The 22,634-nt window shown below is 71.9% G+C and carries 23 protein-coding genes; 11 read left to right on the top strand and 12 right to left on the bottom strand.

What is annotated here, in order from left to right:
* The first annotated feature begins 128 nt into the window (after nucleotides 1-128).
* Entirely contained in the window at nucleotides 129-602 is a 474-nt protein-coding gene (locus tag AB0F04_RS00910; RefSeq protein ID WP_362036312.1) for a carboxymuconolactone decarboxylase family protein, read from the top strand.
* A 22-nt stretch (nucleotides 603-624) separates the two neighbouring features.
* Here the strand turns inward: AB0F04_RS00910 and AB0F04_RS00905 are convergent, their stop codons facing one another.
* Nucleotides 625-2,040, bottom strand: a complete 1,416-nt coding sequence (locus AB0F04_RS00905) for a lipase maturation factor family protein (protein ID WP_362036310.1) — start codon at nucleotides 2,038-2,040, stop codon at nucleotides 625-627.
* Between the two features lie 297 nt (nucleotides 2,041-2,337).
* On the opposite strand from AB0F04_RS00905, the gene AB0F04_RS00900 reads away from it, so the two are divergent.
* Together AB0F04_RS00900 and AB0F04_RS00895 are read left to right on the top strand one after the other, a co-directional pair.
* Nucleotides 2,338-4,425, top strand: coding sequence for a SpoIIE family protein phosphatase (locus tag AB0F04_RS00900; RefSeq protein WP_362036308.1), 2,088 nt, complete (start codon nucleotides 2,338-2,340; stop codon nucleotides 4,423-4,425).
* Between the two features lie 22 nt (nucleotides 4,426-4,447).
* On the top strand, nucleotides 4,448-5,311 hold the full coding sequence (locus AB0F04_RS00895) for a DNA-formamidopyrimidine glycosylase family protein (RefSeq protein ID WP_362036307.1): 864 nt from the start codon (nucleotides 4,448-4,450) through the stop codon (nucleotides 5,309-5,311).
* A gap of 19 nt (nucleotides 5,312-5,330) precedes the next feature.
* Here AB0F04_RS00895 and AB0F04_RS00890 read toward each other — a convergent pair whose 3' ends face one another.
* From AB0F04_RS00890 to AB0F04_RS00875, 4 genes are all read right to left on the bottom strand, one after another.
* Nucleotides 5,331-6,482 (bottom strand): SpoIIE family protein phosphatase, encoded by a 1,152-nt coding sequence (locus tag AB0F04_RS00890; protein WP_362037290.1) that lies wholly within the window; start codon nucleotides 6,480-6,482, stop codon nucleotides 5,331-5,333.
* A gap of 137 nt (nucleotides 6,483-6,619) precedes the next feature.
* Complete coding sequence (locus AB0F04_RS00885) at nucleotides 6,620-7,273, bottom strand: zf-HC2 domain-containing protein (protein WP_362036305.1); 654 nt, start codon at nucleotides 7,271-7,273, stop codon at nucleotides 6,620-6,622.
* Nucleotides 7,274-7,424: 151 nt separating this feature from the next.
* A complete protein-coding gene (locus AB0F04_RS00880; RefSeq protein ID WP_362036303.1) occupies nucleotides 7,425-7,937 on the bottom strand; it encodes a hypothetical protein in 513 nt (170 codons plus the stop codon).
* A gap of 152 nt (nucleotides 7,938-8,089) precedes the next feature.
* Nucleotides 8,090-8,635, bottom strand: coding sequence for a sigma-70 family RNA polymerase sigma factor (locus AB0F04_RS00875; protein ID WP_362036301.1), 546 nt, complete (start codon nucleotides 8,633-8,635; stop codon nucleotides 8,090-8,092).
* A 220-nt stretch (nucleotides 8,636-8,855) separates the two neighbouring features.
* Between AB0F04_RS00875 and AB0F04_RS00870 the strand changes: the two genes are divergently transcribed.
* Entirely contained in the window at nucleotides 8,856-10,007 is a 1,152-nt protein-coding gene (locus AB0F04_RS00870) for a CapA family protein (RefSeq protein ID WP_362036299.1), read from the top strand.
* A gap of 28 nt (nucleotides 10,008-10,035) precedes the next feature.
* On the opposite strand, the gene AB0F04_RS00865 is transcribed toward AB0F04_RS00870, so the two are convergent.
* Nucleotides 10,036-10,497, bottom strand: coding sequence for a universal stress protein (locus AB0F04_RS00865; RefSeq protein WP_362036296.1), 462 nt, complete (start codon nucleotides 10,495-10,497; stop codon nucleotides 10,036-10,038).
* Between the two features lie 683 nt (nucleotides 10,498-11,180).
* Here AB0F04_RS00865 and AB0F04_RS00860 point away from each other — a divergent pair.
* Complete coding sequence (locus AB0F04_RS00860) at nucleotides 11,181-12,026, top strand: polysaccharide deacetylase family protein (protein WP_362036294.1); 846 nt, start codon at nucleotides 11,181-11,183, stop codon at nucleotides 12,024-12,026.
* 36 nt (nucleotides 12,027-12,062) lie between these two features.
* Here AB0F04_RS00860 and AB0F04_RS00855 read toward each other — a convergent pair whose 3' ends face one another.
* Nucleotides 12,063-12,731 (bottom strand): class F sortase, encoded by a 669-nt coding sequence (locus AB0F04_RS00855; RefSeq protein ID WP_362036291.1) that lies wholly within the window; start codon nucleotides 12,729-12,731, stop codon nucleotides 12,063-12,065.
* 351 nt (nucleotides 12,732-13,082) lie between these two features.
* On the opposite strand from AB0F04_RS00855, the gene AB0F04_RS00850 reads away from it, so the two are divergent.
* On the top strand, nucleotides 13,083-13,610 hold the full coding sequence (locus tag AB0F04_RS00850; protein ID WP_362036289.1) for a hypothetical protein: 528 nt from the start codon (nucleotides 13,083-13,085) through the stop codon (nucleotides 13,608-13,610).
* Between the two features lie 91 nt (nucleotides 13,611-13,701).
* On the opposite strand, the gene AB0F04_RS00845 is transcribed toward AB0F04_RS00850, so the two are convergent.
* The 3 genes from AB0F04_RS00845 to AB0F04_RS00835 form a co-directional block, all read right to left on the bottom strand.
* Nucleotides 13,702-14,229 carry a hypothetical protein gene (locus AB0F04_RS00845; RefSeq protein WP_362036287.1) on the bottom strand — a complete coding sequence of 176 codons (528 nt, stop codon included), beginning with the start codon at nucleotides 14,227-14,229 and terminating at the stop codon, nucleotides 13,702-13,704.
* 224 nt (nucleotides 14,230-14,453) lie between these two features.
* Nucleotides 14,454-15,218 (bottom strand): DUF4239 domain-containing protein, encoded by a 765-nt coding sequence (locus AB0F04_RS00840; RefSeq protein ID WP_362036285.1) that lies wholly within the window; start codon nucleotides 15,216-15,218, stop codon nucleotides 14,454-14,456.
* A 24-nt stretch (nucleotides 15,219-15,242) separates the two neighbouring features.
* The gene (locus tag AB0F04_RS00835; RefSeq protein WP_362036283.1) at nucleotides 15,243-15,374 is read right to left on the bottom strand and encodes a hypothetical protein; all 132 of its coding nucleotides are present in this window, start codon (nucleotides 15,372-15,374) and stop codon (nucleotides 15,243-15,245) included.
* Between the two features lie 136 nt (nucleotides 15,375-15,510).
* Between AB0F04_RS00835 and AB0F04_RS00830 the strand changes: the two genes are divergently transcribed.
* The 4 genes from AB0F04_RS00830 to AB0F04_RS00815 all read left to right on the top strand — a co-directional run bounded on the left by AB0F04_RS00830 (nucleotide 15,511) and on the right by AB0F04_RS00815 (nucleotide 20,405).
* Nucleotides 15,511-15,846 carry a hypothetical protein gene (locus AB0F04_RS00830; RefSeq protein ID WP_362036281.1) on the top strand — a complete coding sequence of 112 codons (336 nt, stop codon included), beginning with the start codon at nucleotides 15,511-15,513 and terminating at the stop codon, nucleotides 15,844-15,846.
* Nucleotides 15,847-16,138: 292 nt separating this feature from the next.
* A complete protein-coding gene (locus AB0F04_RS00825; RefSeq protein WP_362036279.1) occupies nucleotides 16,139-17,119 on the top strand; it encodes an SCO0930 family lipoprotein in 981 nt (326 codons plus the stop codon).
* Between the two features lie 332 nt (nucleotides 17,120-17,451).
* A complete protein-coding gene (locus tag AB0F04_RS00820) occupies nucleotides 17,452-18,264 on the top strand; it encodes an SAM-dependent methyltransferase (protein WP_362036277.1) in 813 nt (270 codons plus the stop codon).
* Nucleotides 18,261-20,405 carry an EAL domain-containing protein gene (locus AB0F04_RS00815; RefSeq protein WP_362036275.1) on the top strand — a complete coding sequence of 715 codons (2,145 nt, stop codon included), beginning with the start codon at nucleotides 18,261-18,263 and terminating at the stop codon, nucleotides 20,403-20,405. Before AB0F04_RS00820 ends, AB0F04_RS00815 begins: the two co-directional genes overlap by 4 nt.
* Before the next feature lie 27 nt (nucleotides 20,406-20,432).
* On the opposite strand, the gene AB0F04_RS00810 is transcribed toward AB0F04_RS00815, so the two are convergent.
* Together AB0F04_RS00810 and AB0F04_RS00805 are read right to left on the bottom strand one after the other, a co-directional pair.
* Entirely contained in the window at nucleotides 20,433-20,876 is a 444-nt protein-coding gene (locus AB0F04_RS00810; protein WP_362036273.1) for a TetR/AcrR family transcriptional regulator C-terminal domain-containing protein, read from the bottom strand.
* Between the two features lie 82 nt (nucleotides 20,877-20,958).
* On the bottom strand, nucleotides 20,959-21,843 hold the full coding sequence (locus tag AB0F04_RS00805; protein ID WP_362036270.1) for a LysR substrate-binding domain-containing protein: 885 nt from the start codon (nucleotides 21,841-21,843) through the stop codon (nucleotides 20,959-20,961).
* A gap of 82 nt (nucleotides 21,844-21,925) precedes the next feature.
* On the opposite strand from AB0F04_RS00805, the gene AB0F04_RS00800 reads away from it, so the two are divergent.
* Nucleotides 21,926-22,633, top strand: a complete 708-nt coding sequence (locus AB0F04_RS00800) for a succinate dehydrogenase (protein WP_362036269.1) — start codon at nucleotides 21,926-21,928, stop codon at nucleotides 22,631-22,633.
* Nucleotide 22,634: the final 1 nt, after the last annotated feature.

The raw sequence follows: 22,634 nt of genomic DNA, 5'->3' as shown, positions 1-22,634 counted from the left end.
GGACAGGCCGCCCTGCGCGCGACGCCCGCACCGGACCCTATGGCGCAGGTCACATGTGTCCATGTCACATCGAGATCAGCCGCTGCCTCATAGGGGTGTACGCACCGACAACGGCAGAGGAGCTCACCATGAGCGCACGACTGGACGTCTTCGCCATCCCGAGCGCGACCAAGGTCGTGAAGCAGTTCTCCTCCCTGGGGCGGCTGGTGGTGGAGTCGCCGCTGCCCGCCGCCACCCGGGAACTGGTCTCGCTCCGCACGAGCCAGATCAACGGCTGCGCGGTCTGCGTAGACATGCACACCAAGGAGGCCGCCGCGGCGGGCGAGAGTTCCGTCCGTCTCCATCTGGTCGCGGCGTGGCGGGAGGCCACGGTCTTCACCGAGGCCGAGCGAGCCGCGCTGGAGCTGGCCGAGCAGGGAACCAGGATCGCCGACGGAGCCGGCGGCGTGCCGGACGCCGTGTGGCGGCGAGCAGCCGAGCACTACGACGAGGAGCAGCTCATGGCGCTGGTGACCCTGATCGCCTTCATGAACACCGCGAACCGGCTCAACGTCATGCTCGAGCAGCCGGCGGGCGACTACCAGCCCGGCCGGTTCGCCTGAAACCCGGGCGCCGGGGAAGTGGCTACGGCCCCTGCCCCGCCAGCCGCGTCGGCGGCAGGTACTCCCGTACGTACGTCCGCTCCCAGCACGCGCCCGTCTCCCGCAGCTCGCGCCAGGTCGTGTAGCGGTAGCGGAACAGGCGGGCGCGCACGTACCGAGGAGGTTCCTCCAGAGGGAACGGAGAGCGGCGCAGCAGCTTCAGGGTGTCCCGGTCGTTCTCCAGCAGTCGTTCCACCAGCGTCCCGAACCAGGAGTTCGCGTAGGCGGGGGAGAGGGCCGCGAACCACATCAGCCAGTCGAGCCGCAGATGGTAGGGCGCGAACTGGCGCGGCCAGCGCCGCGGATCGCCCGGTTTGCCCTTGAACTCGTACTCCCGCCACCCCGCGTCCGCATGCGGCACGTCGTCCGCGGTGCCCTCCACCACCACCTCGTACCGCACCCGGCTCACACTGCCGAACGCCCCGTATGTGTTGACCAGATGCAGCGGGTCGAAGGAACGGTTCATGACCTGGCGCCGGGACACCATGTTGCGCACCGGCCGGTACCCGAGGCCGAGCAGCAGCGCCGAGACCGCGAGCACCACGACGACGTACCACAGCGGGGCGCCGGGCACCGTGGGCGGATCGGCCGGGAACCGCACCGCCGACAGGGCGAGCACGATCGTGATCCAGTTCAGCCAGGAGAAGTTGCCCGACAGCACCAGCCACAGCTGGGTGACGATCATCAGTGAGGCGGCTGCCGTCGCGACGGGCTGCGGGGTGAACAGCAGGAACGGCACCACGAGCTGGGTGACGTGGTTGGCGGCCACCTCGACGCGGTGCAGGGGCCTGGGCAGATGGTGGAAGAACCAGCTCAGCGGGCCCGGCATCGGCTGCGTCTCGTGATGGTGGTCCAGGCAGGTGAGCTTGCGCCAGCAGGCGTCGCCCCGCATCTTGATCAGACCCGCGCCGAACTCCACGCGGAACAGGACCCACCGCAGCAGGAACAGCACCACGACCGGCGGCGCCACCTCGTCGTTGCCGAGGAACACCGCGAGGAACCCGACCTCCAGCAGCAGCGACTCCCAGCCGAACGCGTACCAGGTCTGACCGACGTTGACGATCGACAGGTACAGCGCCCACGGCACCAGCCACAACAGCATGCCGCCCCACAGCGGCAGCAGCGAGTCCAGCCCGGCCAGCAGCGCCGCCGACACCGCGCAGCCCGTCCCTGCGGAGAGCGCGAAGAAACGGTCCGAGTAGTGCCAGTGGAACAGGCTCGGCGCCCGTTTGAACGGCACCCGCTCGACGAACCGCGGCACCGGCAGCATGCCGCGCCGGCCGATCAGCGCGCGGAACTGGAGCGCCGCCGTCAGGAACGCCACCAGATACACGGCCGCAAGTGCCCGTTGGAAGACCAGCCGGGTCAGCCAGTAGTCGGATGCGGCGAACCATTCCACGGCCGAGGGGGCCTCCTTCCCGTGCGGCGCCGGGCCCGGTCGTCACGCTCGGTGGTGTGTTGCTGCGGTTGCGTGACCGAAGTGGCCGAAGCACACAATAGTGCCGTGCCCGGTGTCGTAGCGGACAGCCCCGATCGGCTCGGCGGAACCGGACTGATTCTCCGGCGGCCGGGCCGCCGACCGCATCCCCGGCGGCCCCTCGGGCGTCTTCAGTAACCGAGGGCCGATCCGGCGCGGCGGCTCGTACACTCGGCACATCCGGTCGAAGAATCGGACGAACCCTGGCAAGGTGGGCCCATGGCTGATCGGGGAGCGAGGGCCCTGTCCCTCCCGGACGACTGGCCCGCCCACCCGGACCCGATCCTCGCGCTCAACCGGATGGGCAGCTTCGACTGGGATCTGGACACCGGCCTGATGCAGATGGACGCCCAGGCCCACGAGATCTTCGACGTGCGCTCCGACGAGTACGACGACCACCCCGAGACCCTCGCCAAGCGCGTGCCGCCCGACGAGTCCCGCCGTCTGGACACGGCCGTCTCACAGGCGCTCAAGGACGGCAGCGAGAACTACGGCGCCTACTTCCGCATCCGCTGCCGCGACGGCAGCCTGCGTTGGACCCACACACAGGGCTACATCCGGCGCGACGACACCGGCCGCCCCCGCCGCATCATCGGCATCATCCGGGACGCCACCCGGGAACTCGGCGAGATCGACGCCCGCCGCGACCAGGCCGCCCAGGACGAGGCCCGCCGGCAGCAGACCAGCGTCGTGGAACTCACCACGGCCGCCCTCGCCCACGCCCGCACCGTCCAGGACGTCATCGACGTCCTCAAGGACACCCACGGCCTGGTCCACCTAGGCGCCACCAGTCTGGTCATGGGCCTGGTCGAGGCCGGCCGCATCCGTCTGGTCGCCGAAGGCCCCGTGGACAGCTTCGTCCCCGGCACCCGCGTCACCCGGATCGACGAGCCCTACCCGATGAGCGAGGCCGTCCGCACCCTCGGTCCGTGCTTCATCGAGTCCCCGGAGGAGTTCGCCGAGCGTTACCCGATCCTGTGGCCGCACATCACCGGCCTCGACATCACCTCGGCCGCCTATCTGCCGCTCATCGTCCAGGCCCGGCCGATCGGCGCCATGGGCCTGCTCTACAGCGACCGGTACGGCTTCACGTCCGAGGAGCGCAACATCCTCGTCGCCCTCGGCAGCAGCATCGCGCAGAGCCTGCAGCGGGCCATGTTCTACGAACAGGAGATGGACCTCGCCCAGGGCCTCCAGCAGGCCATGCTGCCCCGCACCATTCCGAGCGTGCCCGGCGCCGACGTCGCCGTGCGCTACCGCGCCGCCACCCTCGGCGGATCCGTCGGCCGGGACATCGGCGGCGACTGGTACGACCTGATCCCGCTGCCCGGCGGCCGGGTCGGCGCCGTCATCGGCGACGTCCAGGGCCACGACACACACGCGGCCGCCGTCATGGGCCAGCTGCGCATCGTGCTGCGCGCCTACGCCGCCGAGGGGCACCCCCCGGCCACCGTGATGGCCCGGGCCTCCGTCTTCCTGCACGAGCTCGACACCGACCGCTCCGCGACCTGCCTCTACGCCGAGGCCGACCTGTCCACCGGCGTGCTCCAGATGGTCCGGGCCGGTCACATCGACCCGCTGGTGCGCCACCCCGACGGCTCCTGTCGCCGCGTCGCCGTGCCCGGCGGGCTGCCGCTCGGCCTGTCCGCCGAGTTCGGCCGTCTCGAGTACCCCGTGACCATCATGGAGCTCGACCCCGGCGACACCCTGCTGCTGTGCACCGACGGTCTGGTGGAGCAGCCCGGCGCCGATCTCGACGACGGCATGCGCACCCTGAGCGCGCTCGTCGCCACCGGCCCCGACGACGTACGGGACCTCGCCGAACGGCTCATCGAGGTGGCCGACGAGCGCGGCGGCGACGACGACGTGGCTCTGCTCCTGCTGCGCCGGCGCGGACCCGAGGGCCCGCAGTCCGGCCGCCCGCTCCAGCGACGCGTGGCCCCCGGCGACCCCGGAGCCCTCGCCGACACCCGGCACATGATCCGCACCGCGGTCGCCGCCTGGGGCGCGGGCGAGCGCGCCGACGAGATCGAACTGGTCGCCGACGAGCTGATCACCAACGCCCTGATGCACACCGAGGGCTCCGCGCTCGTCACCCTGCGCGCCTTCACCGGCTCCGAGCCCCGGCTGCGGGTCGAGGTCGCGGACTCCTCCAGCGCCCTGCCGCGCCGCCGCGAGGCGGGCGAGTCGGGTGTCTCCGGGCGGGGCCTGCTCCTGGTCGAGCTGCTCACCGACGTGTGGGGCGTGGAGGCCCGGGGCGGCGGCAAGGCCGTGTGGTGCGAGTTCGTGGTGCCCGGCCGGGACTGATCCCGCGTGGCACTCTGGACCTATGCCGGAACTCCCCGAGGTCGAGGCGCTCAAGGACTTCCTGACCGAGCACCTCGTCGGCCACGAGATCGTACGGGTGCTGCCCGCCGCGATCAGCGTCCTGAAGACGTACGAACCTCCCCTGTCCGCGCTGGAGGGCCACGAGGTGGCGGCCGTACGCCGGTACGGCAAGTTCCTCGACCTCGTGACCGCGGACGGGCCGCACCTCGTGACGCACCTGGCCCGGGCGGGCTGGCTGCACTGGAAGGACCGCCTCCCCGACGGCCCGCCCCGCCCGGGCAAGGGCCCCCTCGCGCTGCGCGTGGCCCTGGAGAGCGGCGCCGGGTTCGACCTGACCGAGGCCGGTACCCAGAAGCGGCTCGCGGTGTACGTCGTGGGCGACCCGCAGGAGGTCCCGGGCGTCGCCCGGCTCGGCCCGGACCCGCTCGCCGACGACTTCGACGAGCGGCGCCTCGCGGAACTCCTGGCCGGTGAACGGCGGCAGCTCAAGGGTGCGTTGCGCGACCAGAGCCTGATCGCGGGCGTGGGCAACGCCTACAGCGACGAGATCCTGCACGTGGCGAAGATGTCGCCCTTCAAACTGGCGGCGTCTCTGAGCGAGGAGGAGACGGGGCGGCTGTACGCGGCCCTGCGGGGCACTCTCACCGAGGCGGTCGAACGCTCCCGGGGCGTGGCGGCCGGGCGGCTCAAGGCGGAGAAGAAGAGCGGGCTGCGCGTGCACGGCCGCACCGGCGAGCCCTGCCCGGTGTGCGGCGACACCGTCCGTGAGGTGTCCTTCAGCGACTCCTCGCTCCAGTACTGCCCGACCTGCCAGACGGGCGGCAAGCCGCTGGCGGACCGCAGGATGTCCCGGCTGCTGAAGTGAGCCGGACCGGGCCTCGCGGCTACCTGGAGGGCGGCGACCACTCGAACATCAGGATGGTCGCGTCGTCCCGCAGCCGGCTCGTCGGCGAGTCCAGGATGGAGTGGATGAGCCGCCGCAGCGTCTCGGACGGCAGCTCGCCCGCGGCCGTCGCCCCGATGATGTAATCGGCGAACTGTTCGAGCCCGAACTCCGCGCCGTCGACGGCCCTGGCCTCCGTGACACCGTCGGTGTACATCAGCACCCGGTCGCCGGGCTTCAGTGCGATCTCGTGCGTCTCCCGCCTCCGCTCGGTCAGCAGGGACGGCAGCCCCATCGGCAGGTCCGGCTCGCGCCGCATGGCGTCGACCAGTGGCCGCCGGTCGCGGATGAGCAGCGGGGTGGGGTGCCCGCAGTTGACCCACCGCAGCATCCCCGAGGCCAGGTCGAGCTGGGCCAGGACACCCGTGCAGAACTGGTCGGGGAGCCACTGTGACAGCGCGTCGTCGACGCTCTCCACCAGCTCGGGCAGGTCCGCCCCGGTGCGCCGGGCGTTGCGGCACGCGGCCAGCGACACCGCCGTGGTGAGTCCGGACGCCAGGTTGTGCCCCATGGCGTCGAGGACCGTGACGTGCAGAGCCGTCTCCGTCAGGGAGTGGTCGAACGCGTCGCCGCCGAGTTCGTAGGCCGGCTCCAGCACGGCCGTCGACACGACATGGGAGGTGCCGATCGTCCGGGGCGGGAGGAAGGCCCGCAGCATCTCGGCGGGCAGGCGCATCGGCCGGGTGCGCAGACGCCGCACGAAGGAGTCCTGGTACGCCCGCGCGGAGGTGATCATCATGGCGAGCAGCTGGGCCAGGGCGCGGCCGCGGCGCAGCACGTCGGGTGTCAGGGCGGGGGAGTGCACCGCGATGACGCCGAGGCGTTCGGCACCGTCCACGAGCGGGATCCAGGCCGTCATGCCACCTGCGTCGGACACCTCCACGCGCAGGGACTGGGTGCGGTAGGTCCAGCCCGCGAGGGAGCCGTCGACGAGCAGCGGGGAGACCACGTCGGTGAGCGGTACGAGGCGGCGCTGCTGGATGTCGGACAGATAGACCACGGAGCTCTGGAGCCCGAGGGCCTCCGTGCAGCGGGCCGCCGCCGTGGGCAGGTCCAGGGTCGCGTTCTCCGGGTCGGCGAGGAACTCCTCCAGCCGGCCCTCCCCGGGCTCTGCCGTCACCTCGTCTCCCCTCACCGGGCCCGCGGGCACCCGGCGATCTGCCGGGTGCGTCGTCCAGCAGTCTCACACCGGGGTGTGCCCGGCGCCCGGCGGCAGGGGCGGACGGATGGTCAGCTCGGCTGGATCCTCCACAGGATCTCGCCGGCCGCCGAGCGGATCTCGTAGCGGGCGATGTCCTCCGGATGCAGGGAGGAGCTGGCCATCATGGTGTTGGGGCGGTCGTCGTGGCCCGGCCCGTGCCAGCTGGTCGCCGTCTCCTCGGTGCCGTCGCGGCCGATGATCACCAGGTGGCAGGCGCGCGGGCCCGCGCCGTCCTTGACCTTCAGCTCGACCTGGCTGCCCGAGGCCTCGTCCTCCGTCGTGACCTGCGCCCACACCCCCGTCCGTGTGTCGGTCGCCGCGACGGTGCGGACCTCCTCCGCGTTGCCCTCGGCCATCATCGCGATGCCGGGGACCGACGCCGCGAAGACGACCGAGGCGGCCAGGGCGAACAGCAGACGTCTGCGTCCCGCCCGGCGCCGGGTCGACACCTCGGCCAGCAGCCCGTCCAGCATGCGCGGACCGGGCTGCGCCATGGGGTGCACGAACCGTGGCGTCGACCGCCGGTACAGCATCAACTGCCGTGTGGTCGGGCCGAATTCCGTCACCTCTGCAGCGCACCGAGGGCACTCCATGAGGTGGTCCTCGAAGCGGAATGCCTCCGCCTCGTCCAGCACGCCGAGCGCGTAGGCCGCGACGTCGCGATGCCTCTCCAGGGACCTCATGCCGAATCCTCGTGCCGTTGGGTGCGGGTGGGGTTACTCCTTGCTCCCACCGGTACGGACCAGGCAGCTGAATCACTCAAGCCGGTGACACAATCGCAACCAAAGGATTCGGAGCCCTCCGGCTCCCGGATTGGTCCGGGGCCGCAGAAATCTAAAAAAGATGGATCGCGAGGTGTCCCAGCGGCAGTCCGAGCTGCCAGGCGGGTGTCCAGACCTTCGGCCCCTCGTCCTCGCCGACCACCGGAGCGCCGCCCGGGACCGCGTTGAGATCGGGCGCGAGCAGCTCCGTCTCCTGCAGCCAGCGCCAGGCCTCCTCGGCGAGCTCCAGGTCCGGCGCGGGCCGTCCCGACGACGCGGCCCCGGCGCCGAGCTCGGCCAGCCGCTCACGCACCCACTCCTGCCACGGCTGGTCGTACGCCGTCAGCGACAGCCACGTCTCCAGCTGCGTGACGACGCGGATGCCCGGCAGCTCCCCGTCGGTGTCGGACAGGAAGACGGTCAGCGCCAGGGCATCCCGCCCGGCACGGAACTCGAAGGACGTCGGCGGCATCAGATCACCGGTCCGCAGCAGCTCGTCGGCGATGTACTCGGCGTACAACCACGCCATGGGGACGGTCAGTCCGCCGTCGGCACCGTCCGTGTTCCCCTGCTCTTCGTCCAGCATCCCGTCCTGCCTTCCTCCGGTACCTGCGCGTCGCCCGACACCGGGCCCCGAGGAGGCCGGCGGCCCCCTCCGGAACACGGATGGGAACAGCCGATTACTCAACCGGGGTCATCGGCAAGGCGCTTTACGGAGGCTTGACCCACTCATTGGTTTCACCGCAGGTCGGCGGCGTATCCCGGAAGCACCCTGCGCAGGGCACGCAGCGCGTAGTACGCGCGGGACTTCACGGTACCGGGCGGAATCCCGAGGGCCGTCGCGGCTTCCGCCACACTCGCCCCCTGGAAGTACACGAGCACCAGGACTTCACGGTGCTGCGGAGTGAGTGTCTTCACAGCCTCGCGGACATCCAGCATCGCCGCTGCCCGCTCGGCGTGGTCGGAGATGACGCGCGCGTTCTCCAGCACCGCGTCGCCCACCTCGGGCGGACGGGCCTGGCGGGCCCGCCGGGCGTCGATCGCGAGCCGTCGGGCGACGGTCATCAGCCAGGGCCGCACCGAGTCGAAGTCGTCGGCGCGCAGGGCCTCGGGGTGCTGCCAGGCACGCACCAGCGTCTCCTGGACCAGGTCCTCGGCGCGCTGCCGGTCGCCGTCGCAGAGCCGCAGCAGCAGCGCGAAGAGGGGCCGGCCGTGCTCGCGCTGCAGGGCGACGAGCTCGTGCTCGGCGGTCGTTCCGTTCATGAGAGTGGATCCGGCCGTCATGGCCGTATGCCACCGCAGGGCGCGGCCCCGGCACAGGGCACGTACCCGGCTGTGCGACGGACGGTCGATCGCGTCGACGAACGGTTCGACGAACGGTCGTGCCCCGGCCATGCGGGTGCCGGAGGGGCTGATGAGCGTGTCGGAGACGCGTGGGACACCAGGAGCCTTCTTTCCTGATGGTGCGTAAATATGACCACAACGCCCACAGTGGGGTGAATGCATGCTCACACGCAGTCGACAGATCGCCCTGGCCCTGACCGTCCTCCTCGCCGCGGGCGCCGCCTGCCAGGCCCGCGGCCACGACGCGCCCGACCGCGGACGCCCGGCGCCGGCCGCCGGGTCGCGCGGGTTCACCCTGGTCGCCTCCGGTGACGTCCTCCCGCACAGCACGATCATCGACCGGGCCCGCTTCGACGCCGGCGGCACCGGCTACGACTTCCGGCCCATGCTCGCCGGCATCCGCTCCGTCGTCTCCCGCGCCGACGTGTCCCTGTGCCACATGGAGACCGTCTACGGTGCGAACGGCGTCTACACCGGCTACCCCACGTTCAAGTCCCCGCCCGAGGTGGCCGAGGCCCTGGCCGCCACCGGCTACGACGGATGCTCCACCGCCTCCAACCACACCCTGGACGACGGCGCCGAGGGCATCCGCCGCACGCTCGACGCCCTCGACCGCGCGGGCGTCCGGCACGCCGGCTCGGCACGCACCGAGGAGGAGGCCCGCACGGTGACGGTCCTCGAGGCCGGCCCCGCCGAGGTCGCGCACCTCGCCTACACCTACGACACCAACGGCAGCCCGCTCCCGCAGGGGCAGCCCTGGGCCGTCAACCTCACCGACGAGGCGAGGATCGTCGAGGACGCCCGGGCCGCGCGCCGGGCCGGCGCCGACGTGGTCGTGGTCTCCCTGCACTGGGGCACCGAATGGCAGGACGCCCCCGACGACCGGCAGCTGACCCTGGCCAGGAGCCTCACCGCCGCGCGCACCGGGGACCGCCCCGACGTCGACCTGATCCTCGGCACCCACGCGCACGTCCCGCAGGCCTACGAGAAGGTCAACGGCACCTGGGTCATCTACGGCATGGGCGACCAGATCGCCGGCGAGATGACCAACCACCAAGGCGTCAAGGACCCGCGCGGTAACCAGTCCACCCTCGGCCGCTTCACCTTCGTCCCGCCCGCGCGGCCGGGAGAGCGCTGGAAGGTGACCAGGGCGGAGTTCGTCCCCCAGCTCTTCGACGTCGACGCCGGCCGGGTCGTGAACCTCAACCGGGCGCTCGCCCAGGGCGCCGACGTCCGAGCCGTCCGCGACCGCATCCGCGACATCGTCCTCAGCCGCGGCGCGGCCGGGGACGGCCTGGTGATGGGGGAGTGACACCCCGGCGTCACGGGTGCCGTACCCCCTACGGCACCACCGTCACCGGCCACCGGCCCGCCTTCACCAGGCGTACCGCCACCGAGCCGACGATGCGGTGGCCCGCCTGTTGCGAGGCGCCCACGACCACCGCGTCCGCCTTGAGTTCGTCGGCGGCCGTCACGAGGCCGTTGTAGGGGTCGCCGCGGAACGTGTGGAACTCCCAGCGGACCTCGAACATCCCCTTGAGCCGCTCCGCCGCGTCCCGGATCTGCGCCACCAGGTCCTCGGCGATCGCGTCCGTCGTCCCGGCCACCGGCGCCCCCAGCGCCGCCCCGGCCGCCAGCACGGGCTGCACGTACACCACGGCGAGCAGCGCGTGCTGGCGGCGGGCCAGGCCGGCCGCGTAGGCCGCGGCCCGCAAGGAGGAGTCGGAGCCGTCCACCCCGGCCACGATCACCTTCGGCCCGTCCGTGCCCCGCTCGAACCGGTGGGAGTGCTGTTCCGTCACGCAGCGAGGCTATCGGAACCCCCGGGTCCGGCTGCCGGGCGGGACAGGGCGGCGGGCGACGTCCCTAAGCTTCCTGCCAGTCCTCCGTACCCGGGGGCAAGGACGGCCTCTCCCCGGATCTGATACGCCGTGACCGCACGGCCCTCAACGGCGTCATGGAGTCCAAGGGCGACGAACCGTGCGCCGTAGCACCTGAACTGGGCGTGCGCATGGTCTCGCTGAGCTGCCTCGCCTCCGGCAACGCCGAAGCTTTCGCGTCCGTACCGTCGATGCGCACGTTGCGGGGGAGGGGAACGGGGCACCCGAAGGGCGGGCAGCGGCCCGCCACCACCGCGGGGCTGCCGTCGTCGGCGGCGCTCGGCCTCGCCGGAGGGGACGGGACCGAGCCCGCCGACGCCCTTTCCGGCTTGCCCGACCAGGTCCGCGTCCGGCACCACAAGCCGGACCGGCTGCGCGTCGCGACTTCGGCGGCATCGTCCTCGCCGTCCTGCGACTGGTCCGGCACCACCAACTCGCCCCGACCGCGACGGCTCCCGCCCTCACCGGACTCACCCGTCGCGAGACCCCGCCCTTTCCGCCGGTGCGCCGCCACCGACCCACCGTGTGGGCCGAGCGGGTGAATGTGTGCCGCCGCACCGGTGTTGCTCGTGTGCGTCTGCCTTCCGCCGGGCGACTCATGAGTCATGAAGAAGGATCAGTTGCCCACCCGGCTGTTCACCAGGCGCCACGCGTTGATCGCGGGCGCCGGCGCGGTGGGAGCGGCCGCGACGGCCGGAGTGGTCACGGCGGTCACCGGGGACGCACCCGGCACCTCGGCCCCCGCCTCGGGCCCCCAGGCCCGCCGCCACGTCAAGTCCTCCGCGTACCGGCTGCAGCCCCTGACCGGCTTCGGCCCGCCCCGTGCCGCGCCACGACGGACCCTGGTTCACCGCGAGGCGCCGCTGCGCGTGTCCGGCCGTGGCCGCACCATGGTGCTCACCTTCGACGACGGCCCCGACCCCCGCTACACCCCGCACATCCTGGACACCCTGGCCGAGTACGACGTGCGGGCGATGTTCTTCGTGTGCGGCGAGATGGTCGCCGGCGGCAGGAACCTGCTGGCCCGGATGGCCGACGAGGGCCATGTCGTGGGGAACCACACCTGGTCCCACCCTCTGCTCACCCGCCTCACCCGACGGCAGATCCGCTCCGAGATCGAACGCACCAGCGACGTCATCGAGGACGCCTACGGGGAGCGCCCCGAGTGGTTCCGCGCGCCCTACGGCGCCTGGAACCGCACGACCTTCCGGATCGGCGCCGAACTCGGCATGGAACCCCTCGGCTGGACGGTCGACACCCTCGACTGGGCCACCCCCGGCGTCCGGACCATCACGAACCGGGTCGAACGCGGCGCCGCACCCGGCGTCGTGGTGCTCTCGCACGACGCCGGCGGCGACCGCTCGCAGAGTGTGCGGGCCCTGCGGCGCTATCTGCCCGAACTGCTGGACTCCGGCTACCACGTCACCGTGCCCCGGCGGAACTACGCGTAAGGGACCCGGGGTTTTCGCCCGCCGGACCGGGCGCGCTCAGCGCACCGCGACCAGGCGGGCGAAGGCGACGACATTGCCCGCGTAACCCTCCTGCTCGGAGAAACCGCCGCCGCAGGTGATGACCCGCAGTTCCGGCGCGCCCTTGGAAGCGTAGACACGGTCGCCGGGGAAGTTGTCCTTCTCGAACACCTCGACACCGTAGATCTCGAACTCGGCGGTCTTTCCGTCCTGCCGGGCGACCTCGACGCGATGCCCCTGCCTCAAGGCCCCGAGTCCGTAGAACACGGCGGGCCCCTGCTGGTTGTCGACATGGCCGACCACGACCGCCGTGCCCTTCTCGCCGGGGGTGACGGCACCGGTGAACCAGCCGGCCAGGTTGGGGTCCTCCGGCGGCGGCGCGCCGACCCAGCCGTCCGCGTCCAGGCCGACGGGGATGATCGGCGCGTCGACCTGGATCGCCGGGATCCTGACCCGGTCGGGGAGCGCGTAGGGCAGGGGCCGGACGCTGCCCGCGAAGGTGCCGCCGGGCACCCGGCTGTCCGCCGCGGCCGCACTCGCCGGCTGTGGCGGGCCCTCGTCGAACTCTCCCGAACCGTTCCGGATGAGAGCGAGGCCGGTCAGCAGGACCAGCGCTATCACGCCCCACGGAGCGCGCTTCCTGGGCCGCGCCTCCTCTTCCGCCTGGGCCAGCTCGGACGCAGACATTCGCCTTCCCCTCTCGACCCGGCCGTCGCCGTGTCCATCGCGCATAGCGACACGCTAAGTGGCGTGCGGGAAACCGGCGACGGGGCGGCGGCGAACGGGTGGCCCGGGTTCGTGAGGGGTGGTGCGGTGATATGAGGTGAGCCATCCGAGTTGCCGCCGCGAGATTATTTCTGACGGTCTGTGACCTGCGGCGATATCCGAACGGACGCTTTTCCCGCAGCGCCTTCTCTCACCGGTACGGACCATTCCCGACATGCGGCTCGCGGCGCGGCAACTGACTGTCTTTCTGGGAGGCGCTTTCTCGCCGATCGACCGGGGACGGGTCCCGGGGCGTCTTCCGCGGAGGTTCACATGCGTAACACTCGTGCCCTGGCGGTCGCCGGCGCAGCGGTCGCCGCCCTCGGTCTCTCCGCCCCCGCGGCCGTCGCGTGGGACACACCGAGCAACATCACCGCCCTGCCCAGCGTGATCGCCCGAGGCGGCCAGCTGACCATCACCGTCGACGGCTGCCGGGGCGGCGGTACGGCGACGTCCAACGCGTTCTCACCGACGCAGCTCTCGCCGGTCGGGGGCGGCGGCAAGGGCAACGAGGGCGGCCGGGGCGGCACCGGCAGCGGCAGCGGGACCGCGCGGGGCACCGCCACCATCAACAGCAACGCCCGTCCCGGCTCGTACGACATCACGGTCGACTGCAACGGCAGGCGGATGACCAAGCCGCAGGCCTTCACCGTCATCGGCGGCGTCCGTGGCGGCATCGGCGGCAGCAGCACCACCGGTGCGACCCCGACCGACGTGGCCATCGGCGGCGGTCTCGTGGCCGCGGCGGTGGTCGGCGGCGGTGTGTTCTGGATGCGCCGCCGGGCCGAGCGGCGCATCTGACGCGCCCCACCCGCGTCACCCCGCCCGCAACGCGCTTCGCCCCGGCTCCCTCTCCAGGGGAAGCCGGGGCGAAGGCCTGCCCGCGGGTGGGTCAGTCGGCGTCCCCGTCGGTGCGGCGGCGCGAGAAGTGGTAGGCGACGCCGAGTGATCCGGCGATCAGTGCGGCGCCCAGCCCGATCTCCTTCAGGTCGAAGCCGGCGAGGGTGCCGCCCTCACCGGCGTGCACACCCTTGCGAGGGTGGTGCGTGGGGTGACGGTCGGGATGGTGCGCCGGCCGCCCGCGCGCGATCGTCAGTCGCGCGATGCCGGTCGACCCGTCACACGTGAACTCGACTTCGTAGACGGCGCCGGGTCTGGCGTCCCGGTCGACGACCACCGTCGTCCAGGACTCGTCCCGGGGGATGGTGACCGGGTCGAAGGCCATCGAGCCGACCGCCGCCTCCCCCCGGCATGCCCGGTTACGCGTGACGTGCAAGGTCACCTCACCCCCCGCCCTGACGGTGGAGGGCAGGACGCTGAAGCCGAAGTCGGTCCGGGGGGTCGCGTCGGCGGCGGGCACGCAGGAGGTGAGGGCACCGGCACCCAGCAGTACGGCCGAGGCGAGGCGTATAGCGCGCATGGTGAATCCTCCGGGTCCCCGAGGAGCAGCCGCGGACCTGTTCCGCTCACGTCACACATGCACCTCGATGCCCGAAACGCTAAGAAGACGCGCCCGACGGCGCGATCGCAGTAGCGCGAACGGGTCACGGGTGTGCGCCGCCCGGGGGAACACCGCCCGGGCGGCCGGGGACGGCGACGGCGTGTCGCGCGCCCCCCGGCCGGGACCCGTGCTGCGGGGCGCCGTCAATCGCCGACGCCCGGGAAGAGGTTCAGGAACGGATCCGCCGAGGCGGTCACACCCCTGCTGTAGGGCGAGTCGAAGTCCCAGATCAGGAACAGCAGGAAGGCGATCAACGCCGAGAACAGCCCGGCGAGGACCAGTTCGCGTGTCGTTCTGCGGATCTGCAGTGCGAAGATCATCCCGATGGTGATGACGGCTCCGGCGACCAGCCCGAACCACACCACGCCCGGCATCGTCTCCCCGGTCGACTCGGCCCGGGCGATGCGGGCCTGGCTGGCCGCTGTCACCTGGTCCAGCAGCGGCTGGTAGGCCTGGGCCTCGAAGTCCGTCTCCGGCTCGTAGTCGGTGACGTCCTGGCGGATCCGCTCGAAGAGTTCGGTGCCTCGCCCGGTGACCTCGCCCTTGTCGGCCATGGTGTCCCACTCGGTGGTCACGACATGGCTCACGTAGGTCCGGATGTCGTTCCGGATGCGGTCGCGTTCCTCGGCGGGATAGACGCGCACCCGCTCCGAGATCTCGTGCAGCGCGGTCGCCTCGGCCTGGACGTGGTCCTGTGCGGCGCTGCGCCCCTCCCAGACACCGGCGATCGCCAGGCCCAGGACGATGGCGTAGACCACGCCGATCCACATCGTCATGTACTCGATGACGTCCGGGGTCTCACTGGGGTCCTCGTCCTCCGGGGCCGCGCGGTGGCGTACGAAGGTGATGACGACCACCACGGCGCAGGCGGCCAGCATCGCGAGGGTGAGAACAAGCCATTCCGGCAAGAGGTACCTCCTGGGCTTCAGGGATCAGCGCGCACGCAGCGCGGCGACGGCCACCACCGCGGGCACCGTGACGAGCAGGACGAAGGTGAGCGGCGACAGCGCGCCGTTGGCCGGCCGTGGCCGCGGCGGTGCGGCGCGGTAGCGCGGGTAGTGCACGGGCTTCGCGGACGGGCCGGGCGCGGGGGTGGCGGGCGGCGCCGGCGGCGGGGGAGCGGGCTCCGGTGCGGGCGGAGGGGGCGCCGGTGGTACGGGCCTCGGGGCCGGCCGCGGCGGTGGTGGTGCCGGGCGTGGCGTGGGCGGTGCCGGCGGCGGCGCGGGCCTGGCCGTGGGGGACGGTTCGGGAGGCGGGGGCTTCGGTGGGGGCGGTGGGTCCGGCGTCGGCTTCGGTGGGGGCGTCGGCTTCGGCGGCGGCGGCGGCGGGGTCGGCGTCGGCGTCGGGGAAGGGGTCGGCGTGGGTGTCGGGCACGGCCACGTCTTCTTGCTGCCGGCGTACGCCACCGCCTCGGTGCCGTCCGGCCCCGTCGAGGCGTACGCGCAGGCGTCGGCCACCGCGACCCCCGCCGGTGCGCCGACGAGCGCCCAGGTCAGCGTCGCCGCCGCCAAGGCCCGCGTCACAAGGGCGGGTTGAGTCGAGAGGGGTCCATACACGACGAAGATCATGAGTCCTGCGCCGCCCGGACGGGCCGCGGTGCCGGGGGATTGCCTCGAATGAGGGATTTCCGGGCGTCATCGGTTTGATCCGCGGTAGCCCGCAAGTGGCTCGAAGTGCACTCGTGTGCGACGACTCGCGGTGCTCGTCACAGGTTCCGGAAAGAAATTTGGCCGACGGTTGAACGCAATCACCGCCCCCATGCGTACTCATGACCGTGCGGCGGCGCAGCAGGGCGCTGCAACACCCTTGCGATTATGGGGAGTTGACGATGAAGACCTCCTGGCGGAGCGCCTCACTCGTGGCGAGCGCCGCGGCGGTCCTGGCGCTGACGACGGCGTGCGGTCAGGACAGCCCACCGGCGGCCAGCCAGAACGTGGGCGCCACGGCCGCGCCCGGGGACTACGGAAACATCGGCTCGGGCACCGCGGGCGCGGCGGGCACCGCGACGGGCCAGCCGGCGGCACCGAGCGCCTCCAGCCCTTCCAACCCCGCCGGCAAGCTGTCCGTCTCCACCGCCGAGAAGGTCGGCAAGGTGGTCACCGACAGTCTCGGCCTCACCCTGTACCGGTTCGACCAGGACACCGAGCAGCCGCCCAAGTCGAACTGCGACGGTGACTGCGCCAAGACCTGGCCGCCGGTTCCGGCCGATGACGCCGAGGCCGGCGAGGGCATCGACAAGGCGCTGCTCGGGTCGGTCACCCGGGCCGACGGCACCAAGCAGCTCACGGTCGGCGGCTGGCCCGCCTACCGTTATGCCAAGGACGTCAACGCCGGTGACGTCAAGGGTCAGGGTGTGGGCGGCAAGTGGTACGCGCTCGCCCCCGACGGCAAGAAGGCGCAGGGGGGTGCCGGGGCCGGTGCGGGCGGCGGCGAAGCGGTCCAGGCCGGGCTGTCCACGCGCAACGACCCCAAGCTCGGCGAGATCGTCGTCGACAAGAACGGCATGACCGTCTACCGGTTCAAGAAGGACGAGGCCTGGCCCAAGCCGGTCTCCAACTGCAGCGGTGCGTGCCTGGAGAAGTGGCCGCTCGTGGAGCCCGTCGACTTCGCCGACACCAAGGGCATCCAGAAGAAGGGCTACATGATCTTCGACCGCACCGACGGCAAGGGCAAGCAGCAGACGATCAACTGCTCGCCGATCTACACCTTCGCCGGTGACAAGGCCCCCGGTGACACCAACGGACAGGGCGTGGGCGGCACCTGGTACGCCGTCCGGCCCGACGGGAAGCTGGTCGGCGCCTCGGAGTAGAAGCGAAACCTCCCCAGGGTGATCAGCTCGTCCACCCGAAGCGCAGACCCGGTCCACCCCTCCGTGCCCCACGGAGGGGTGGACCGTTGTGCCGTGCTTCACCTGAGCTCATCGCATTCCTGACACTCTCCCCCTCCCGAACCGGAACTCTCCGGAACGCCCCGGACACCGTTCGTCATGTGTTCGAGTGGTGTGCGCAGGGGTATCAATGCGGCACGTGCCGCAGGCAGTGACCGGGAACGGATGGTCAATTTCCGTTTCGGGTCGCTCCATTGGCGGGCGATCAGTAGCCTCTGCTCGAACACCGGATCGCCTACGCCTTGGAGAGCTAGATGGAGCGTCCCGCCTGGGCCCCACGGAGCATCGACATCTCGGTGCCCAGCGTTTCCCGGATGTACGACTACTACCTGGGCGGATCGCACAACTTCGAGGTCGACCGGGAAGCGGCCCGCAGGGCCATGGAGTTCATGCCGGGACTTCCCAAGGTCATGCAGGCGAACCGCGCGTTCATGCGCCGTGCCGTGCGCTACGCGACCGACGCGGGCATCTCCCAGTTCCTCGACATCGGCTCCGGCATACCGACCTTCGGCAACGTGCACGAGGAGGCGCAGACGGCCAGTCCCGGCGCCCGCGTGGTGTACGTCGACCACGACCCGGTGGCCGTGGCGCACAGCCAGGCGGTCCTGGAGGGCAACGAGGAAACGGGCGTGGTCGCCGCGGACCTGCGCAAGCCCCAGGAGATCCTGCGCAGCCCGGAGGTGGAGCGGCTGATCGACCTGAATCAGCCAGTGGCGCTGCTCCTCGTTGCCATACTGCACTTCGTGGAAGACGAGGACGACCCGTACGGGGCCGTGGCCGAACTGGGCGAGGCGCTCGCACCGGGCAGTCTGCTCGTGCTCACCCACGCCTCCTACGAGGGGATCCCGCTGCCGCCGGAGCGGGCCGGGGGTGCGGTGGACGTGTACAGGGACATCCGCAACCCGCTGATCATGCGCTCGCGCGAGGAGATCGCGCGGTTCTTCGAGGGGTACGACATGGTGGAACCCGGACTGGTGCCGCCGCCGCTCTGGCGGCCCGACACCGCGCCGGAGGACGAGGATCCGTATGCGTTCTCCGGGTTCGCGGGCGTGGGGCGTACGGCGTGACCGCGGAACCGGACGGGCCGGAGGACAGACTGCGCCGGTTCGCGACGATCTGGAGCCGGGCCGTCTTCCCGGTGACCTCGACGTCGTCGACCCGGCCCGAGTTCGAGGCGCAACTGCTGCCCCAGGCACGGCGGCTCAGCGAGGCACTGGTGGCCCGGACCTTCGACCCCGAGGCGGGCAGGGCGGTCGGAGCCGCGCTGGTGAACGTGCACTGCACCGATCCGGAGGCGCTCAGCCGCACCCTGGACTGTGTCGACGCCTATCTGGTCCTGTACTGCGGGGGCGACGGCGACCAGGAGGACCTGCGGGCCCGGTGCGCGCGGCTCCAGCACGCGATGGCGGCCGGTTTCGCCCGGGCGCTGCGCGAGCGCACCCTGGCCGAGCAGGAGGCCATCGCGCAGGCCGCCCTCCAGGCGCAGGGCGTGGTGGCGCAGGCCCTGCACGCGAGCGAGGCGCGTTTCCGCGCCGTGTTCGAGGGGGCGGCCATAGGAATCGGTATGGCCGACCTCGAAGGCAACATGCTGCAGGTCAACGGCGCGCTCCTGCGCATGTTCGGGGTCTCCGAGCAGACGCTGCGCAGCCGCAACGTCCGGGAGTGGACCCATCCCGACGACGCTCCGCAGACCTGGCGGCTCTACGACGAACTCGTGCGGGGCGAACGGGAGCACTACCACCTGGAGAAGGCGTTCTACCGCCCCGACGGAACCGTCCTGTGGACCAACCTGACGGTCTCCCTGCTGCGCGACGCCGACGGCGAGCCGCAGTACCAGCTCGCCCTGATGGAGGACACCACCGAGCGGCGGCTGCTCAACCTGCGGCTGCGCTACGAGGCCACGCACGACGCGCTGACGGGGCTGCCCAACCGTACGTTCTTCTTCGAACGCCTGGAGAAGGCCCTGGGCGCCGGGGAAGGCCAGCGGTTCGGGCTGTGCTACCTCGACCTCGACGGGTTCAAGACCATCAACGACAGCCTCGGCCACGCGGCCGGCGACCGGCTGCTGGTGGAGGTCGCCGACCGGCTGCAGTCCTGCGCCACGGCACCGGGCGAGATGGTCGCGCGGCTCGGCGGCGACGAGTTCGTGGCGCTGACCACCGGGCCCGACACCCAGCGTGGCGTCGACGAGCTCGCCGGGCGCATCATGAACGCGCTGCTGGCGCCGATCAGTGTCGACGGCCGGGAACTCACCGTGCGCGGCAGCATCGGCATCGTCGAGGGCCCGGCCGGGGAGCGCAGCCCGGCGGAGGTGCTGCGCAGCGCGGACATCACCATGTACCGGGCCAAGTCGGCGGGCGGCAACCGCTTCGAACTCGCCGATCCGGAGGCCGACGCCCGGGCCATCACCCGGCACGGACTGACCACGGCGCTGCCGACGGCGCTGGAGCGGGGCGAGTTCTTCATCGAGTACCAGCCGCTGGTACATCTCGGCGACGGCAGTGTCCGGGGCGCCGAGGCCCTGGTGCGCTGGCTGCACCCCCAGCACGGGGTGCTCGGGCCCGACCGGTTCATCCCGCTCGCCGAGCACACCGGGCTGATCGTGCCGCTGGGCCGGTGGGTGCTGGAGCAGTCGGTGCGCCAGGCACGCGAGTGGCAGGAACTGCAGGGCGGTGCCGAGGCGGTGGGGCCGCTGCGGATCAACGTGAACCTGTCGCCGTGCCAGTTGACGCATCCGGGACTGGTGCAGGACACGGTCGACATCCTGGAGCGCGCGGGCGTCGAGCCGGACGCGCTGTGCCTGGAGGTCACGGAGTCGGCGCTGATCGGGGCGGACGACGATCTGCTCAAGCCGCTGCGGCGGCTGGCGGAGATGGGTGTCGACATCGCCCTGGACGACTTCGGGACGGGGTACTCCAACCTCGCCAACCTGCGCCGGCTTCCGGTCAGCATCCTGAAGCTGGACCGGTCCTTCACCCAGAGCATGCAGCAGTTCCCGGCGGACCCCGTCGACCTGAAGATCGTCGAGGGGATCGTCTCGCTGGCCCACAGCCTGGACCTGGCGGTGACGGTGGAGGGCGTGGAGACGGGAGCCCAGGCCGACCAGCTGCGCATCCTCGGCTGCGACACGGCCCAGGGCTGGTACTACGCGCGGCCGGGCCCGCCGGAGCGGCTGCACGAACTGGCACTGGTGGACGCCACGGGGTGACGCCCCGGGCCGCTGCGCGGAGCCGGGTCAGCCGCCCAGTCCGCGCAGCAGCAGTGCGAGACCGCCCGTGAACTCCCGGTCGGCGCTGACCTTCCGGGCCTGATGGGCGGTCTCGGCCATGCGGGGGAAAGCGTCGGGCGGCAGCTCGGCGAGGGCGAGCGTGCCGTCTCCGGACAGCGGCCCGAGGTGCTCCAGCTGGATGGCGCCGATGAGGTACCCGAGCAGGCCCCGCAGCGCGATCACCCGCCGATCGCCGTCGAACCCCGCCTCGGTGAGCACGCCGAGCACGGATTCCGACCAGCGCAGCCCGGCCAGGGACCGGTGCCGGCGGCCGACCAGCCCGGCGGCCGGGTCGGTCTGCCCGCCGACTTCCTGATCGGGACCGACGGCACGGTCCTCGCGGCCACGTACGGTGAGCACGCCTACGACCAGTGGCCCGTCGACGAACTTCTGCGCCTGGTGTCCTTCCACCGGCCGGCGGGCCGCCCCCCGGTGCGGTAGCCGCAGCCCTGTGGCGAGCCGGGCCTCCCGGCGCCGGGACGCCCGGGGAGGCTCATCGCTCCAGCAGCATCCGCTGCAACTCCCGCGCGGCCCTGGGCGGCGCCACGTCGCTGCGGTGGGCCAGCGCGATCGTCCGGTGCAGGCCGGGCCGGGCCAGTGGCGTCACTCGCAGGCCGCGCCCCGACCTCGCCGCGACCATCCGGGGCACCACCGCGACGCCCAGCCCGGCCCGCACGAAACCGAGCACCGCGTCCATCTCCCCGCCCTCGACGGCGAAGTCGGGTTCGAACCCCTCGGCCCGGCACGCCGCCACGGTCAGCTCGCGCAGGTCGTAGCCGTGCCGGAACATCACCAGGCGTTCGCCCTCCAGGTCGGAGACGCGGACCGCGCGGCGATCCCGGCCGGGACGCGGGGCGTCCGGCGAGGAGACCACGACCAGGTCCTCACGCAGCAGTTCCACCGTCGTGAGCGCGGGTGACGGGGTCGGCAGCGGCAGCACCACCAGTGCCAGGTCCAGCGCGCCGCGCGCGAGTTCCCTGACCAGGTCGTGCGAGCCGCCCTCCTCGATCAGCAGCCGGATGCCGGGGTAGCGGTCGTGGAAGGCCCGCAAGACGTCCGGCAGCAGCCCCGTGCACACACTCGGCGTCGCCCCCAGCCGCACCCGGCCGCTGCGCAGCTGCACCAGCTCCTGCACCTCGTGCCGGGCCGTGTCCGCGTCGGCCAGGATGCGGCGGGCCAGCGGCAGAAGCGCCTCCCCGGCGTCCGTGAGCGTGATGTTGCCCCGGGCGCGCAGGAACAGATCGGCGCCCAGCTCCCGCTCCAGCGCCTTGATCTGCTGCGACAGCGACGGCTGGGCGACGTGGACGAGATCGGCGGCCCGGGTGAAGTGCCGGGTCTCGGCGACGGCCACGAAGTACTGGAGCTGCTGGAACTGCATCCACCCACGATAGCCGTTCCCTATGGAATCAAGCCGGACCATGTCTTGGACCGATCGGCCGCCCGTCCGTAGCGTGCTGTCCATGGCTCTGGCAACGCGGACGGACCGGCGGCCGTCCTTCGCACGCACCGTGTGGGACTCCACCGTCGGCAAGAAGACCGTGATGGCGGTCAGCGGTCTGATCATGCTGCTGTACCTGGTCGTCCACATGATCGGGAACCTGAAGATCTTCTTCGGGGCGGGCGAGTTCAACCACTACGCGCACTGGCTGCGCACGGTCGGCGAGCCGTTCATGCACTACGAGTGGACGCTCTGGCTCGTCCGGATCGTGCTGGTCGTCGCCGTCGTCGCCCACGCCACCTCGGCGTACCAGCTCAGCCGCCGCGACCTCAGGGCACGGACGAGCAAGTACGTGCACAAGAAGGCACGGGCCTCCTACGCCACGCGCACCATGCGGTGGGGCGGCATCATCCTCGGCCTGTTCATCGTCTGGCACATCCTCGACCTGACGACCGGCACCGTGCACCCCGGCGGCTTCCAGGAGGGCCACCCGTACCAGAACGTCGTGGACACCTTCTCCACCTGGTACGGCAACGTCGTCTACATCGTCGCGATGCTCGCGCTCGGCCTGCACGTCCGGCACGGCTTCTGGAGCGCTGCCCAGACCCTCGGCGTGGGCAGCCGCACCCGCGACCGCGCCCTGAAGACCCTCGCGAACGTCCTCGCACTGCTGCTCACGGCCGGCTTCGTCGCCGTACCCGTGGCCGTCATGACCGGAGTGGTGAGCTGAC

Origin of the sequence: Streptomyces sp. NPDC029041 (assembly GCF_040637515.1) — a bacterium.
In the GTDB taxonomy this organism is placed as follows: Bacteria; Actinomycetota; Actinomycetes; order Streptomycetales; family Streptomycetaceae; genus Streptomyces.
Note: the sequence above shows the minus strand (reverse complement) of the source record. Positions and strands in the feature narration are given on the sequence as shown.